The sequence below is a fragment of the Candidatus Pelagibacter sp. HIMB1495 genome (genome assembly GCF_052047955.1).
Lineage (GTDB): Bacteria > Pseudomonadota > Alphaproteobacteria > Pelagibacterales > Pelagibacteraceae > Pelagibacter.
On record NZ_JBNAIQ010000001.1, the window covers coordinates 153,144 to 167,828 of the forward strand.

General features: G+C 30.5%; 17 protein-coding genes. 9 read left to right on the forward strand and 8 right to left on the reverse strand.

Features of this window, described 5'->3' with window-relative positions; translation table 11 throughout:
• Positions 1-276 precede the first annotated feature (276 nt).
• The gene (gene rpsT, locus ACTTAW_RS00790; protein ID WP_440650687.1) at positions 277-537 is read right to left on the reverse strand and encodes a 30S ribosomal protein S20; all 261 of its coding nucleotides are present in this window, start codon (positions 535-537) and stop codon (positions 277-279) included.
• Between the two features lie 48 nt (positions 538-585).
• Entirely contained in the window at positions 586-1,449 is an 864-nt protein-coding gene (gene mutM, locus ACTTAW_RS00795; protein WP_440650689.1) for a bifunctional DNA-formamidopyrimidine glycosylase/DNA-(apurinic or apyrimidinic site) lyase, read from the reverse strand.
• A 29-nt stretch (positions 1,450-1,478) separates the two neighbouring features.
• Here mutM and ubiE point away from each other — a divergent pair, with 29 nt between their 5' ends.
• From ubiE to ACTTAW_RS00825, 6 genes are read left to right on the forward strand one after another with little or no spacing between them, the layout of a single operon-like run.
• Complete coding sequence (gene ubiE / locus ACTTAW_RS00800; protein WP_440650690.1) at positions 1,479-2,183, forward strand: bifunctional demethylmenaquinone methyltransferase/2-methoxy-6-polyprenyl-1,4-benzoquinol methylase UbiE; 705 nt, start codon at positions 1,479-1,481, stop codon at positions 2,181-2,183.
• Positions 2,183-3,751 carry a 2-polyprenylphenol 6-hydroxylase gene (gene ubiB, locus ACTTAW_RS00805; RefSeq protein ID WP_440650691.1) on the forward strand — a complete coding sequence of 523 codons (1,569 nt, stop codon included), beginning with the start codon at positions 2,183-2,185 and terminating at the stop codon, positions 3,749-3,751. The genes ubiE and ubiB overlap by 1 nt, the downstream gene beginning before the upstream one ends.
• 8 nt (positions 3,752-3,759) lie before the next feature.
• Positions 3,760-4,965 (forward strand): bifunctional phosphopantothenoylcysteine decarboxylase/phosphopantothenate--cysteine ligase CoaBC, encoded by a 1,206-nt coding sequence (gene coaBC, locus ACTTAW_RS00810; RefSeq protein ID WP_440650693.1) that lies wholly within the window; start codon positions 3,760-3,762, stop codon positions 4,963-4,965.
• The gene (gene dut, locus ACTTAW_RS00815) at positions 4,965-5,402 is read left to right on the forward strand and encodes a dUTP diphosphatase (RefSeq protein WP_440650695.1); all 438 of its coding nucleotides are present in this window, start codon (positions 4,965-4,967) and stop codon (positions 5,400-5,402) included. Before coaBC ends, dut begins: the two co-directional genes overlap by 1 nt.
• Entirely contained in the window at positions 5,399-6,154 is a 756-nt protein-coding gene (locus tag ACTTAW_RS00820; RefSeq protein ID WP_440650697.1) for a HesA/MoeB/ThiF family protein, read from the forward strand. Before dut ends, ACTTAW_RS00820 begins: the two co-directional genes overlap by 4 nt.
• On the forward strand, positions 6,145-6,585 hold the full coding sequence (locus ACTTAW_RS00825; RefSeq protein ID WP_440650699.1) for an SH3 domain-containing protein: 441 nt from the start codon (positions 6,145-6,147) through the stop codon (positions 6,583-6,585). The genes ACTTAW_RS00820 and ACTTAW_RS00825 overlap by 10 nt, the downstream gene beginning before the upstream one ends.
• On the opposite strand, the gene ACTTAW_RS00830 is transcribed toward ACTTAW_RS00825, so the two are convergent.
• From ACTTAW_RS00830 to ACTTAW_RS00845, 4 genes are all read right to left on the reverse strand, one after another.
• Positions 6,582-7,175 (reverse strand): DUF3501 family protein, encoded by a 594-nt coding sequence (locus ACTTAW_RS00830; protein ID WP_440650700.1) that lies wholly within the window; start codon positions 7,173-7,175, stop codon positions 6,582-6,584. The two genes, ACTTAW_RS00825 and ACTTAW_RS00830, sit on opposite strands and share 4 nt — an antisense overlap.
• 2 nt (positions 7,176-7,177) lie before the next feature.
• Positions 7,178-8,509 (reverse strand): (Fe-S)-binding protein, encoded by a 1,332-nt coding sequence (locus ACTTAW_RS00835; protein WP_440650701.1) that lies wholly within the window; start codon positions 8,507-8,509, stop codon positions 7,178-7,180.
• A 159-nt stretch (positions 8,510-8,668) separates the two neighbouring features.
• On the reverse strand, positions 8,669-9,085 hold the full coding sequence (locus ACTTAW_RS00840) for a rubrerythrin family protein (RefSeq protein ID WP_262590070.1): 417 nt from the start codon (positions 9,083-9,085) through the stop codon (positions 8,669-8,671).
• A gap of 106 nt (positions 9,086-9,191) precedes the next feature.
• A complete protein-coding gene (locus ACTTAW_RS00845; protein ID WP_440650703.1) occupies positions 9,192-9,620 on the reverse strand; it encodes a Fur family transcriptional regulator in 429 nt (142 codons plus the stop codon).
• A 94-nt stretch (positions 9,621-9,714) separates the two neighbouring features.
• Here ACTTAW_RS00845 and fabA point away from each other — a divergent pair, with 94 nt between their 5' ends.
• The 3 genes from fabA to ACTTAW_RS00860 are packed head-to-tail and all read left to right on the forward strand — an operon-like array spanning position 9,715 to position 12,215.
• Positions 9,715-10,215: a bifunctional 3-hydroxydecanoyl-ACP dehydratase/trans-2-decenoyl-ACP isomerase gene (gene fabA, locus ACTTAW_RS00850; protein WP_428079165.1), complete on the forward strand. Its 501-nt coding sequence runs from the start codon at positions 9,715-9,717 to the stop codon at positions 10,213-10,215.
• The gene (gene fabB / locus ACTTAW_RS00855; protein WP_440650704.1) at positions 10,215-11,426 is read left to right on the forward strand and encodes a beta-ketoacyl-ACP synthase I; all 1,212 of its coding nucleotides are present in this window, start codon (positions 10,215-10,217) and stop codon (positions 11,424-11,426) included. The genes fabA and fabB overlap by 1 nt, the downstream gene beginning before the upstream one ends.
• Positions 11,427-11,429: 3 nt before the next feature.
• On the forward strand, positions 11,430-12,215 hold the full coding sequence (locus ACTTAW_RS00860; RefSeq protein ID WP_440650706.1) for an enoyl-ACP reductase FabI: 786 nt from the start codon (positions 11,430-11,432) through the stop codon (positions 12,213-12,215).
• A gap of 77 nt (positions 12,216-12,292) precedes the next feature.
• Here the strand turns inward: ACTTAW_RS00860 and pnp are convergent, their stop codons facing one another.
• Positions 12,293-14,365, reverse strand: coding sequence for a polyribonucleotide nucleotidyltransferase (gene pnp / locus ACTTAW_RS00865; protein WP_440650708.1), 2,073 nt, complete (start codon positions 14,363-14,365; stop codon positions 12,293-12,295).
• Positions 14,366-14,425: 60 nt separating this feature from the next.
• A complete protein-coding gene (gene rpsO / locus ACTTAW_RS00870; protein ID WP_075485648.1) occupies positions 14,426-14,674 on the reverse strand; it encodes a 30S ribosomal protein S15 in 249 nt (82 codons plus the stop codon).
• Positions 14,675-14,685: the final 11 nt, after the last annotated feature.

A 14,685-nucleotide genomic window follows, 5' to 3' on the forward strand; every position in this document is an offset into this window, starting at 1 on the left:
TTGCAACAAGTATTAAATTTAAAATTAAAAAAAAATTAAATCTGCAATTGTAGAATTTATTGTCACAATCATTTTTTTTTATGGACATAAATTTTTAAATTAGTTTTAAATTTTCTTAAAAATAAAATTTTTGATTGAATCAAATACAGATTGAATCAAACATTGATTGTATTGTGTGAGATCAAAGATTTACTAAATCTAAATATAGTAATTTGAAAATATTTAGATCTTATATAATGTATGTGTGAAATTTATCTTCGAAACAACTTAAGGTTTTTAAATTGCTGCAATCTTTTTAGTTATTCTTGAAACGTTTCTTGATGCATTATGTTTTTTAATTACACCAGTCTTTGCAATTTTCATCAACTCAGAGTTTAATTTAGGTAAGAATTTTAACGCTTCATCTTTCTTTTTAGTATCAATTAAAGCGTTCATTTTCTTTAATGCATTTCTAAATCTACTTTTTCTAGCTTTATTAACTGCTGTTTGCTTAGAAATACGTCTTATACGTTTAATAGCTGATTTTGTATTTGCCATGCGGAGGGGTATAGCTTGAGAACTGAAAACGGTCAACTAAATATTTGGCTAATTTTGGCAGGAATTACAAAAAAAAGTAGATCTATTTGATACAATTTTTTTCTGTATAGTATCGGTACATCCTATAGTTTTACATCTTAATCCTTCTTGCTGATATACTTTAAATTCTTTTTGATAGTTTCCAGAAGATCCCAACGTATCCTTAAAATCTCTAATACTTGAACCACCTTTTTTAATTGCTCTTAATAAAATTTTTTTTGAATAGTAAATAATTTTTTTACATTCTTCTCTAGTTAATAAACTTGCTTTTTTAAATGGATAAATCTTACTTAGAAATAAAATTTCACTTGCATAAATATTCCCAATTCCAGAAACAAATTTTTGATCTAATAAAAATGTTTTAATATTTTTATTCTTTCCTTTGAAGTAGTTAAAAACATAATTCAAATTAAAATTTAAATTGAATGGTTCTGGTCCCAAATTTTTAAATCTATTTTCTAATTTTTCACTATTTTCTACTAACTCAAAAAAACCAAATCTTCTTGGGTCATTATAAATTACTTTCAAAGAATTAAATATTAATTCAATATGATTATGTTTTTTTGGTAATATAGGAGAATGATAAAAACTAGCATTAGTAAATTTTAATTTTTTTTTACTATCAATGATGTGTATGGTTCCAGACATACCCAAATGTATCAAACAAAACTCTCCACTTTTAAAATTTAATATTAAATACTTGGAAAATCTATCTACTTTAATAATTTTTTTATTCATTAAAAAAGAACTAAAATTTTTTGGAAGTGGAAACCTAAGATTTTTATTTCTAATAATTACTTTTTTAATACTTTTTTGTTTAATTTTTTTGTCTAAAGATTGTCTAACAATTTCTACTTCTGGTAATTCTGGCATTTCTCACTATATTCAATATATATTTTTTTATGCAACAATATCTTCAAAATAAAAAAGGCCTTGTGGAAGGTGTTTTCGATCAAGTTTATAGTAAATACGACTTAATGAATGATTTCATGTCACTGGGTATTCATAGATTTTGGAAAAAAAGTCTAATCAATATGATGAAACCATCTCCAAATAGAAAGTTAATAGATGTTGCTTGTGGAACTGGAGATATTGGTAAATTATTTTTGAATAGTACAAAGCAAATTTCAGAAGTCACTTGTATAGATCCAAATAAAGGTATGATTAATCAAGGCAAACAAAAATTATCTAATTATAAAAATATAAAATGGATCAATGCAGCTGCTGAGAAGCTTCCACTTCAAGACAACGAATTTGATTATTACACAATAAGTTTTGGTCTTAGAAATACAAAGAATTTAGATAAAGCTCTATCTGAAGCTTATAGGGTATTAAAACCAGGCGGAAGATTTCTATGTTTAGAATTTTCAAAAATTCAAAACTCTAACCTAGATTTTGTTTATAAAAACTATTCAAAAATAATTCCTCATATTGGTCAATTTATTGTTGGCGATAAAAAACCATATGAATATTTAGTAAAAAGTATTGAAGAATTTATTAATCAAGAAGAATTAATTGACTTAATGAAAAAGCATAATTTTACGAAATGTAATTATAGGAACTTTTCAGGTGGTATAGTTTCTATCCATAGTGGTTGGAAAATATAATGCTAAGAAAATTAATTACTTTATTTAAATTAGGAAGAAAGATTGCAAAATCTGATATTTTAGATATTGCCTTTAAATTTAAAAGACCGCCAGTCGGGATCACAATTTTATTTCAGCTATTAGCAATATCTTTTGAAAAAAAAGAATTGGGTCATCATGCGCTAGATGATGGTGAAAGACTTTCGAAATCATTAGAGTCGATGGGTACAACTTTTATAAAATTAGGTCAATTTTTAGCTACTAGACCTGATATTATAGGAGAAGAACTTTCTACAAAGCTGGAAAAATTACAAGATCGTGTACCACCATTCTCTATTGATCGGGCAAAAGAAATAATTAAAAATGATTTAGGCAATGATGCTTACAATTCTATTATTGATTTAAGTGAGCCAGTTGCTGCTGCATCAATAGCACAAGTTCATAAAGCTAAAATAAATGACAATGGTACAATTAAAGATGTAGCAATAAAAATTATAAGACCAGACATAAAAAAAATATTTAATGAAGAAATTGATGCGATGATGCTATTTGCATTTATCATTGAGTCATTTTTAAAAAAAACTAAAAGATTAAAACTTGTGGAAGTTGTTTTTTTGTTGAAAGAAATAACTAACCTAGAAATGGATTTAAGGTTTGAGGCAGCAGCCGCAAATGAATATGCAGAAAATACAAAAAATGATGCTGGATTCAAAGTTCCTGAAATATATTGGAACTTTACTAGTGAGAATGTAATGACATTAGATTGGATAGATGGAGTATCTATTCGTGAAACAGAAGAGCTGAAAAAAAGAAATTTAAATACTAATAAAATTGCTGAAGATATTATCCAACATTTTTTAAGACATGCAGTAAGGGATGGTTTTTTTCATGCTGATATGCACCAAGGAAATATATTTATTGATGAGAATGGTCAAATAGCTCCAATAGATTTTGGCATAATGGGTAGATTAGACAAAATGAGTAAACGTTTTTTAGCTGAAATTTTATTTGGATTTATACAAAGAGATTATAAAAAAGTTGCTGAGGTTCACTTGGTAGCAGGATTAGTCCCTAAAAATGTGCCAATAGATGATCTTGCACAAGCATTAAGGTCAATAGGAGAGCCAATATTTGGTCAAGAGGTTAAAGATATTTCAGGTGGAAAATTATTAAAACAGCTTTTTGATGTTACAGAAAAATTCAATATGCAAACTCAACCTCAATTGTTGATGTTACAAAAAACAATGGTTGTAGTTGAGGGTGTTGCAAGAAAATTAAATCCTAACACTAATATTTGGACAACCTCTAAACCAGTTCTTGAAAATTGGCTAAGGGAAACAAAAGATCCTATAAATAATTTTAACGAAACACTTAAAAATAGTACAGAAGTAATTAAAAGATTACCTGAGTTACCTGAAATCATGGACAAAGCAAATCAAGCTCTAACATTTTTAGCTAGCGGACAAATTCCTCAAAACTCCAATTCTTATACAGCTTTAAACGATAAAAAATCTGAAATGATAGCATTTAGAAACCAATCTATTATTGGTTTATTACTTCTTGTAATTTTTGGTCTTATAGTATTTTAATTCTGCAAATGAAAAATCTTAATAACAAAAAAATTCTTTTTATTATTTGTGGTGGTATTTCAGCTTATAAAAGTCTTGAAACGATTAGATTATTAAAAAAAAATGGTGCAGAAATAAAAACTATACTTACTTCTAGTGCTAAAGAATTTGTAACTCCATTATCGGTAGCATCATTATCTCAAGGTAAAGTTTATAGTGATTTGTTTAACTTAGAAAACGAAACTGAAATGGATCACATTTCACTTTCTAGATGGGCAGACGTAGTTATCGTTGCACCAACTACAGCAAATACAATTTCAAAATTAGCACAAGGTACTACGGATGATTTGGCTTCTACCGTAATACTTGCTTCAAATAAACAAATTTATTTAGCACCAGCTATGAATGTTAGAATGTGGGAACATAAATCTACAAAAACTAATTTAAAAAAATTAAAAGATTTTGGTTATAAGTTTATTGGTCCAGAAATAGGAGATATGGCATGCGGGGAATACGGAGAAGGTAAGATGTCAGAGCCATTAAAAATTGCGGATGAGTTAAATCAATTTTTTTTAAACCAAAGTCAAAATAAAAAATTTAAAGCTTTAGTTACTGCGGGTCCAACAAATGAGTATATCGACCCTGTGCGTTTTATAACAAATAAATCAAGTGGCAAACAAGGATATGAACTAGCTAAATGTCTATCGAAAAAAGGTTTTGATACAACACTGATTTCAGGACCAACTAATCTAGAAGTAGAAAAAGATATTAAACTCATTGAAGTTGAAACAGCAGATGAAATGTTTGCTGCTACACAAGAGAATTTACCTGTAGATGTAGCAATTTTTTCAGCAGCAGTATCAGACTTTAAAGTAAAAAATAAATCTCAAACAAAAATAAAAAAAGAAGAAGCATTAAATTTAAATTTAGAAAAAAATATTGATATTTTAAATTACATATCAAATCATAATTCTATGAGGCCTGAAATTGTGATTGGTTTTGCAGCAGAAACAAACGAAGTTTTAAAAAATGCAGAAGAAAAATTAAATAAAAAGAATTGTGATTGGATAATTGCTAATGATGTTTCTAAAAAAAATATTGGATTTAACTCAGATTATAATGAAGTTGTAATCCACTACAAAAATAAATCTTTAAAAAGTGAAGTCCTACCATACAAAAGAAAATCTGAAATTTCTGAAGAAATAGTTGATAGAATAATTGATCAATTAAATTAATGGCAAAAATCCTTGTTAAAAAATTAGATCCTTCAATAGAGCTACCTGCCTACAAAACAGAAGGGGCTTCGGGAATGGATCTTATGGCATTTATAAAAGAACCTATTATACTTAAATCCCAAAATTCTTGTTTAGTTCCAACTGGAATTGCCGTTGCTTTTTCAAATGAATTTGAAATTCAAATACGACCTAGATCAGGTTTAGCAGCAAAAAATAATATTAGTGTTTTAAATACGCCAGGAACAATAGATAGTGATTACAGGGGTGAGATAAAAGTAATACTTTACAATCACGGAGAAGAAGATTTTTTAATAAACAATAAAGACAGAATAGCTCAAATGGTTCTCGTACCAGTGATAAAAATGAATTTTGAAGAAACAGATGAGCTTCCAGAAACTATTAGAGGCGAAGGCGGATTTGGCTCAACAGGAAAATGAGCAAAAAATTAATCAAAAAACAAATCGAACGTTTTTCAAGACAGATCATATTAAAAAATATTGGTATTTTAGGTCAAAATAAAATTACAAATGCAAAAGTATTAATAATAGGCATGGGTGGTCTTGGGTGCCCAGTAGCAGAATTCTTGACTAGGTCAGGGGTTGGCTCATTAGGAATTGTGGATTATGATCGAATAAGCCTTTCAAATATTCATAGGCAGAGTTTATTCAATGAGAAAGATTTAAATCAACTAAAAGTCAAAATAGCAAAAAAAAAATTAAACAACATTAATTCTTTAACAAAAATAAAAATTTTTAATTACAAATTAAATAAGTCTAATTTTCAAAAAATTATTAAAGATTACGATTATATTGTTGATGGAACTGATAATTTTGAAAGTAAATTTCTAATTAATGATTTAAGTTTAAAGTATAAAAAGTTTTTGGTAACTGGTGCTATAAGTAAATTTGATGGTCATATCTTTACATTTAATTTCAAAAATAAAAAAGAACCATGCCTTCGATGTTTTTATCAAGAGGAAAAAATATCAGATGAAATACTCAATTGTGAATATGAAGGGATCCTGGGAACTGTAGCAGGAATAGTTGGCACAATGCAAGCAAATGAAATTTTAAAAAATGTTTTAAATATAGGCCAAAGTTTAAATAATTATATTTTAATTATTGATTTATTAAATTTAAATTTTAGAAAAGCAAAAATTAAAAAAAGAAAAAACTGTTTATGCAATTAATTATAAGAATAATTTTAATTTTTATTTTATCAATATCAATAAGTTCAGCTGATGAAATATTTGTTTCTTTAAAAAAGAATAAAGTAAACGTTAGGTACGGTCCAAGTTTTGATTCAGATGTAAAATATGTTTACAAAAAAATTAACCTTCCTTTAAAACAAATAGATAAAAAAGAAAACTTTAGAAGAATTATAGACTTTAAAAATAATGGCGGGTGGATACATATATCTCAATTAAAAAAAAATAATTCTGTAATAGCAATCAAGGATAAAATTTTATTTAAAAACCCTACATCTTTTGCAAAACCAATTGCTCTTATTAAGGAAGGTAGGTTGTTAATATTAGAAAAGTGTGAGCAAGAATGGTGCCAAATAACATCTGGAGAATATAAAGGTTGGGTTAAAACAGATAATATCTGGGGATTTAATTAACTAAAATCAGCAGAAAGAGACTTTTTGTTCTCTGCAGACAGCTTGGTAGTATGGGAATATTCTTTATGATCTATTCCTATTTCAACTTCAATTTCTTCAGACTTAAATTTAGCTATTTGGTCATCTGAAAAATTAAAATGAATAAATTGAACTGAAGAAGCTTTTCCATCAGCTGATGTTCTATCAACATCTTCCTCTGGTATAGCTTTTATTTTTTCTCCATTAATTTTCATAAACACTGTTTCTTCTATTCCACCCACTTTTCCTAGGAAAGCTGCACGTGATATAGGATTATCTATTTCAAACATCAAAGTAGCTGTTAATTCCTTACCATTTGGTATTAGAGGATTATATGCTGACAACTCATCCTTAAGTTGTTCATCTCCACCTTTTTCAATATATAACATTTCTTGAACTTGAGCTAACATTGTCTCGTAACTTTCAAAATAAAAGGTTGCATAAGGTCCTAATGCAATTCTTCTATCTTTTTTAAATTCAACAATATTTTTTCTTAATTCTCCTCTGTTTTTTGTGTAGACATCCAATGGCATTATGTCTTCTTTTTGTATCTCTCTTTTTTCTCTTGGCATAATCATAATTTATAACTTTTAGCCATCAATTCGATAGGATGTAGTGCCTCATCATTGGAAATGTTAGTATCCACTTCAAGCTGCTTTAAGTGCTTACCTGCTAAAGGACAATCAGAAGCCATGTACTTGTTATTTTTTGTTTTAATTTGTCTTGCAGTTGGTCTTCCTACTTTATTGGCCAGATCATGTGTTTCTTTCATCACACCAAAAGTTCCACCATGCCCAGCACATTTCTCCACAACATCAATTTTAACATTCGGGATAAGTTTAAGCATATCTCTCGCTTTGATACCCATGTTTTGCGCTCTTGCGTGACACGCATGGTGCACTGTCACTCCACCATCTATTTCTTGTAAACCATCTGCTAATCCCTCATTGTTTGCAATATCAACAACATACTCATCAATATCCATAACATTTGCAGATAATTTTTTTATTTTATCATCATTAGGTAAAAGCAATGGCCATTCAAATTTTAACATTAAACCACAACTAGCGGTTAATGTAACAACTTTGTAACCTTTGTTAATCCATTCAACTAAATCTTTAGAAACTTTTTTAGCCTGTTCCACAACTTTAGGAAGATCAGCTTGCTCTAAGAATGGCATTCCACAACATCCAGGATAGGCTTCTTGAACTTCTACACCATTTTTCTTTAGAACTTTTAAAGCTGCAACACCCGTATTTTTTTTATTAAAATTAACAAAACAGGTAGAATAAATTACAACTTTTCTATCATTAGTTTTTGTCTCGTAGTTTATTTTGTCATTATTTTTCTTAAAAAAGTTAGAAAAAGTTTCTGAATTGTATTTTGGAAGTTGAACCCTTTTATCGATACCCGCAACTACCTCTAATATTTTTCTGAACAAATTATTTTTTATATCTGATGCCCAATTAATTATTTTAGAAAATAAAACCCCAATTTTTGCGTTTCTATCTATTTGGGCTAATTGCATTGGAACACTTGGTAATTTACCTAATTTTTTCTGTGCAGTTCTGTACCTCAACATTAAATGAGGGAAATCAAGATCAAAATCATGAGGAGGTACATAAGGACATTTAGTCATAAAACACATGTCGCAAAGAGTACAGGCATCAACAACTGGAGCAAATTGCTCACTTTTTAAACTTTCTACATCTTCATTTTCAGACTCATCAATCATATCGAACAATTTAGGAAAGGAATCACAAAGATTAAAACATCTTCGACATCCATGACAAATATCAAACACTCTTCGCATTTCTGCATCTAATTTATCAGGATTTAAAAAATCCGGATGCTCAAAATCAATAGGGTGACGTATTGGGGCGTCTAGACTTCCTTCTTTGCTCATACGATTATATTAGAAATTATAATTAATGATAAAGAAACTAATACCACTGGTTCATTAAACCAATCTTTTATTAATTGTAAAAGTTGCTCTTTCATTTTTTTTGATTTTAGAAATTTTGTTAAATTTAGTGGGCGGTAAACGCCCACTAATTAATATTATTTAGGCAATAGACTCTAAAGTTTTTTGAAATTTACCAGCATGAGATTTTTCAGCTTTTGCTAAAGTCTCAAACCAATCTGCAATTTCCTCAAAACCTTCTTCTCTTGCAGTTTTAGCCATACCTGGGTACATGTCAGTATATTCATGTGTTTCTCCCTCAATTGCTGAAGCTAAATTTGCTTTAGTTTCACCAATTGGTTTCCCAGTAGCTGGATCTCCAACTTGTTCAAGGTATTCTAAATGACCATGTGCGTGACCAGTTTCACCTTCTGCTGTTGATCTAAATACTGTAGCTACATCATTATAACCTTCGATGTCAGCTTTTTGTGCAAAATAAAGATATCTTCTATTTGCTTGACTCTCACCAGCGAATGCTGCTTTTAAGTTCTCTTCTGTTTTACTTCCTTTTAAAGACATTTTTTTCTCCTTAATTTAACTTTATAGACCATATAGTGTCTAAAACTTTAATGTCAATAGTTTAGAATTATTATAATCTAGATTTTATATAATTGATTTAATTGAATTATTTTTGATTTTGATTATCACTCGCAACTTTAACCAAAACTTCAACTGAATTTATTTTTTTTCCTGTAATATTTTTTTTAATATTTACTGGGTCTATATCGTTTTCATCACAATCTATTAGCTGATGAGTATCTTCATCATAAAAATGATGATGAACAGATGTGTTTGTATCAAAATAACTTTTATCGCTGTTGATCGAAATTTCTTTTAAATAACCTTTTTTCTGAAAGGCATGAACAGTGTTGTAAACTGTTGCTAAAGAAATTTTTTCATTCATCTCCTCAGAAATCATTTTTACGAGATCATTGATTGTAAAATGAAAAGTTTTTTCTCTATTAAATAGAACTTCACACATTTTAACCCTTTGTTTAGTGGGTCTAAGTCCTAAATCTCTTAATTTTTCAACAAAATTACAGTTTTTTACCATTGTATTTTATAATTATTCTAATGTATGAATAAAAATATACAGTTTTATTATATTATATTGGCATTAAATCAAGTAATAAGGTTTCTCAAAAAATATGAAAAAAAATTCCTACTCATATGACGATCTAATAAGTTGCGGAAATGGTGATCTTTTTGGACCAGGTAATGCAAAATTACCACTTCCTCCAATGTTGATGTTTGATAGAATAACTGAAATCAACGAGAATAATGGAGCTTTCAATAAAGGCTCTTTAAAGGCTGAATTAGATATAAAAAACGATCTATGGTTTTTTGACTGTCATTTTAAAGAGGATCCAGTCATGCCTGGGTGTCTAGGTTTAGATGCTATGTGGCAACTAGTTGGATTTTTTCTGGGCTGGCTAGGAAATCCTGGCAAAGGTAGAGCTCTAGGAGTTGGTACTGTAAAATTTACTGGTGAAGTTTTACAAAATGTTAAAAATGTAAGGTACGAAATAGATATGAAAAAAATTATGTCGCCAGGTGGAACAACTGTTGGTCTTGCCAATGGCATTGTACTTGCTGATGATAAAAAAATATATTCAGCAGAAAGTTTAAAAGTGGGGTTATTTAAATAATGAGAAGAGTAGTAATTACAGGATTAGGAATTGTCTCTTGTTTGGGAAACAACCAAAAGGAAGTTCATCAATCATTAATTAATTCAAAATCAGGAATTTCTTATGCTGAGGAATATAAAGAACATAATCTTAAAAGTCATGTTCATGGTAAACCAAATATAAAATTAGAAGATCATATCGATCGAAAAACAATTAGATTTATGGGTTCAGGTTCAGCTTATAATTATATTGCAATGAAAGAAGCTATTGAGGATTCTGGATTAGAAGAAACTGAAGTTAGCAATTTTAAAACTGGAATCGTTATGGGTTCTGGTGGTCCATCAATTGAAAATGTTATTTTGGCTGCGGATAAAACGAGGGCTAAAACTCCAAAATTAATGGGACCGTTCATTGTTCCAAGAACAATGGCAAGTACAGCTTCTGCAACACTTGCTGTTCCATTTAAAATTAAAGGTACCAACTACACAATGAGTTCTGCTTGCGCAACAAGTGGCCACTGTATTGGTAATTCAATGGAATTAATTCAAATGGGAAAACAAGATGTTGTTTTTGCTGGTGGAAGTGAAGAAGTTCATTGGGCTATGACGGCAATGTTTGATGCGATGACTGCTTTATCATCAAAATATAATGATGCTCCCGAAACAGCATCAAGAGCATATGACAAAACAAGAGATGGTTTTGTAATTGCAGGTGGTGCAGGTGTGTTAGTGCTAGAGGAATATGAACACGCTAAAGCAAGAGGTGCTAAAATATACGCAGAATTAACTGGTTATGGAGCAACTTCAGATGGATACGATATGGTAGCTCCATCAGGAGAAGGTGCTGTCAGATGTATGCAAATGGCAATGTCTACTGCTAAAAATAAAATTGATTATATCAATACTCATGGAACTTCGACTCCAGTTGGAGATATCACAGAGCTAAATGCAGTTAAAAATACTTTTGGAGACAATATCCCAAAGATTAGTTCGACAAAATCTTTATCGGGACATCCACTTGGTGCGGCTTCAGTTCATGAAGCAATTTACTGTTTGATAATGATGAAGAATAATTTCATAGCTGGCTCTGCAAACATAAGTGAGATGGATGAAGAAGCTAAGAAATTTCCTATAGTTTCAAAAACTGAAACGGGAGCAACTTTAAATACCGTAATGTCAAATAGCTTTGGTTTTGGTGGAACTAATGCAGCTTTAATTTTTGAAAAGGTTTAATTTATGAGTTTAATGAAAGGCAAAAAGGGATTAATCATGGGCGTTGCAAATGAAAGATCTATTGCCTGGGGTATATCTCAAAAACTTGCTGAAGCAGGGGCAGGACTAGCATTTACATATTTAGGCGATGCTTTGAAAAAAAGAGTAGTTCCTTTAGCAGAAAAATTAAATTCAAACGTTACATTTAGTTGTGATGTAGAAAAAAAAGAAGAGGTTGTAAAATTATTTGAAGATATCAAATCCCAATGGGGTGAAATTGACTTTGTAGTTCATGCAGTTGCTTTCTCTGATAAATCAGAGTTATCAGGTGAATATTTAAATACCACTAGAGAAAACTTTTTAAGAAGTATGTTAATCTCATGCTTTTCATTTACTGAAGTAGCAAAAGAAGCCTCAAAGGTAATGAAACAAGGCGGAAGTTTATTAACTTTAACTTACGAGTCTACTAAAGCAATTCCAAATTATAACGTAATGGGTGTTTGTAAATCAGCTTTAGAAGCTAGTGTTAAGTATCTAGCTCGAGATTTGGGTGCCAAGGGCATGAGAGTAAATGCAATAAGTGCAGGCCCTATTAAAACATTAGCAGCTTCTGCGATTGGAGATGCAAAATTCCTATATAAATGGAATGAAGACCATTCTTTTCTCAAAAGAAACGTAGATATCCATGATGTTGGAAATTCAGCATTATATCTATTAAGTGATCTTGCAAACGGAGTTACTGGTGAAATTCACTATGTAGATGCAGGATATAACAAAGTTGGAATGCCTGACCCAAAGAATATTAGCTAAATTTAGTTAATTTTAGTTAAAAAAAAACCCCCAGAACTCTCATTCAGGGGGTTTAAAATTTAAATTTAAGCTATTTATTATTCAGTAGCTTGTTTCATAGAAAGTTTAACTTTACCTCTATCGAAACCAATCACTTTAACTTTTACTTCATCGCCTTCTTTAACAACATCAGCAACTTTAGCAACTCTTTTGTCTGCAAGTTCTGAGATATGAACAAGTCCATCTTGTTTTCCTAAGAAATTAACAAATGCACCAAATTCCATAATCTTCATTACTTTGCCTGAATAAATTTTATTCAGTTCAGCTTTTGCAGTTATGTCTTTAATCATTTGCATGGCGATGTTTCTAGACTCTTCATCTGGAGCAGCAACTGTAACTACACCTTCGTCATTTACATCTACTTTCGCACCTGACTTTTCAACTATCTCTCTGATTGTTGCACCACCTTTTCCAATGACAGCAGCAATGTCTTTTTTATCAACATTAACTTGTTCCATTTTTGGAGTATGTTTTCCAACATCAGATCTTGAAGCTGATAATGCTTTGTTCATTTCTCCTAAGATATGAACTCTTCCATCTTTAGCTTGGCTTAATGCTTGCTCCATGATTTCAAATGTAATACCTGTAATTTTGATATCCATTTGAAGAGAAGTAATTCCATCTTTAGTTCCAGCAACTTTAAAGTCCATATCTCCTAGGTGATCTTCATCACCTAAGATGTCTGATAAGACACTAAAATCATCACCCTCCTTAATTAAACCCATTGCAATACCTGCAACTGGCTCTTTAATTGGCACTCCAGCGTCCATTAACGCTAAAGACGTTCCACAAACAGTAGCCATAGAAGAAGAACCATTAGACTCAGTTATTTCTGAAACTACTCTAAAAGTATATGGAAATGCCTCTTTCGTTGGTAATGAAGAGTTAATCGCTCTCCAAGCTAATTTACCATGTCCGATTTCTCTTCTACCAGTTCCAATTCTTCCAGTTTCTCCAACAGAAAAAGGAGGAAAATTATAGTGAAGCATAAATCGTTCTCTCTGAAGCCCATCTAAACTTTCAATTCTTTGTTCGTCATCAGAAGTTCCTAGAGTTGCTACAACAATTGCTTGGGTTTCTCCTCTAGTAAATAATGAAGAACCATGAGCTCTAGGTAAAATACCCACTTCACACTCGATAGGTCTTACATCAGATAAACCTCTTCCATCAATTCTATTTTTATTTTTTAGAATATCAGTTCTAACAATTGATTTTTCTAGGCTTTTTAGCTGACTGTTAACATCAAGATCTGTGTAGTTTTCATCTTCCTCATAAAGTTTTTTAGCTTTATCAGTAATTTCTGAAATTTGATTTGATCTATCTTGTTTATCTCTTGTAGCAAAAGCTTTTTTAAGATCTTCTGTAAAAGTTTCCTCAAGTTTTTTCTTAACTTCAGATAAATCTTTTTTCTCAACTGTCCACTCAGGTTTTCTACATTCTTTTGCGAGTTCCTCTATCATTTCAATTACTGGAACAAAGCCTTCGTGACCAAATTTAACTGCATTTAACATTTCTTCTTCTGTTAAACCACTTGCTTCTGATTCAACCATAAGCACAGCATCTTTCGTACCTGCTACAACTAAATCTAATTTCGATTTTTCTAACTCTGCTTTAGAAGGGTTTAAAACATATTTTCCATCTATAAGTCCAACCCTTGAGGCCCCTACAGGACCCATAAATGGCATTCCTGATATAGCCAATGCTGCTGATGATGCAGTGATTGATAAAATATCTGGTTCGTTTTCTTTGTCATATGAAATTACAGTTGGTAATAACTGTACTTCATTTTTAAATTCATCAGGAAACAAAGGTCTGATTGGTCTATCAATTAATCTGGAGATTAATGTTTCACTCTCAGTTGGTCTTGCTTCTCTTTTAAAATAACCACCTGGAATTTTTCCAGCTGCATAATATTTCTCTTGGTAATTTACAGATAATGGAAAGTAATCCATATCAGGATTTACTTTTTTTGCCCCCACTACGGTTGCTAGTACGACTGTCTCTCCACATGTTGCGATTATTGCGCCGTCTGCCTGTCTTGCTACTTTACCTGTTTCTAAACTTATCTTCTTTCCCGCTACTTCAATTTCCTTCTTATATACTTTAAACATTTCATTTCCATTTCGTTTCGTTCGTTTCGTTCCATTCCGTTCTATCTATCTTGACTTCTATTATTTTCTTAAATTCAATTTTGACAGTACATTTTTGTAAGAATCCATTTTATTTTTCTTTAGGTATTCTAACAATTTCTTTCTTCTATTTACCGCTCTCAACAATCCTACAGATGAATGTTTATCCTTCTTGAATTGCTTAATATGCTTAGAGAGAGTTTCAATTTTCTCTGTTAGCAAAGCGATCTGGATTTCTGAAGATCCAGTATCTTTATCATGCATTGCTAATTCTTGTGCCTTTTTATTCATGCCTCTTTCTT

Bases quoted from the DNA above. Each gene is read 5' to 3' on its own strand.
- rpsT (WP_440650687.1), bottom strand. From the start codon at position 537: ATGGCAAATACAAAATCAGCTATTAAACGTATAAGACGTATTTCTAAG.
- mutM (WP_440650689.1), bottom strand. From the start codon at position 1,449: ATGCCAGAATTACCAGAAGTAGAAATTGTTAGACAATCTTTAGACAAA.
- ubiE (WP_440650690.1), top strand. From the start codon at position 1,479: ATGCAACAATATCTTCAAAATAAAAAAGGCCTTGTGGAAGGTGTTTTC.
- ubiB (WP_440650691.1), top strand. From the start codon at position 2,183: ATGCTAAGAAAATTAATTACTTTATTTAAATTAGGAAGAAAGATTGCA.
- coaBC (WP_440650693.1), top strand. From the start codon at position 3,760: ATGAAAAATCTTAATAACAAAAAAATTCTTTTTATTATTTGTGGTGGT.
- dut (WP_440650695.1), top strand. From the start codon at position 4,965: ATGGCAAAAATCCTTGTTAAAAAATTAGATCCTTCAATAGAGCTACCT.
- ACTTAW_RS00820 (WP_440650697.1), top strand. From the start codon at position 5,399: ATGAGCAAAAAATTAATCAAAAAACAAATCGAACGTTTTTCAAGACAG.
- ACTTAW_RS00825 (WP_440650699.1), top strand. From the start codon at position 6,145: ATGCAATTAATTATAAGAATAATTTTAATTTTTATTTTATCAATATCA.
- ACTTAW_RS00830 (WP_440650700.1), bottom strand. From the start codon at position 7,175: ATGCCAAGAGAAAAAAGAGAGATACAAAAAGAAGACATAATGCCATTG.
- ACTTAW_RS00835 (WP_440650701.1), bottom strand. From the start codon at position 8,509: ATGAGCAAAGAAGGAAGTCTAGACGCCCCAATACGTCACCCTATTGAT.
- ACTTAW_RS00840 (WP_262590070.1), bottom strand. From the start codon at position 9,085: ATGTCTTTAAAAGGAAGTAAAACAGAAGAGAACTTAAAAGCAGCATTC.
- ACTTAW_RS00845 (WP_440650703.1), bottom strand. From the start codon at position 9,620: ATGGTAAAAAACTGTAATTTTGTTGAAAAATTAAGAGATTTAGGACTT.
- fabA (WP_428079165.1), top strand. From the start codon at position 9,715: ATGAAAAAAAATTCCTACTCATATGACGATCTAATAAGTTGCGGAAAT.
- fabB (WP_440650704.1), top strand. From the start codon at position 10,215: ATGAGAAGAGTAGTAATTACAGGATTAGGAATTGTCTCTTGTTTGGGA.
- ACTTAW_RS00860 (WP_440650706.1), top strand. From the start codon at position 11,430: ATGAGTTTAATGAAAGGCAAAAAGGGATTAATCATGGGCGTTGCAAAT.
- pnp (WP_440650708.1), bottom strand. From the start codon at position 14,365: ATGTTTAAAGTATATAAGAAGGAAATTGAAGTAGCGGGAAAGAAGATA.
- rpsO (WP_075485648.1), bottom strand. From the start codon at position 14,674: ATGAATAAAAAGGCACAAGAATTAGCAATGCATGATAAAGATACTGGA.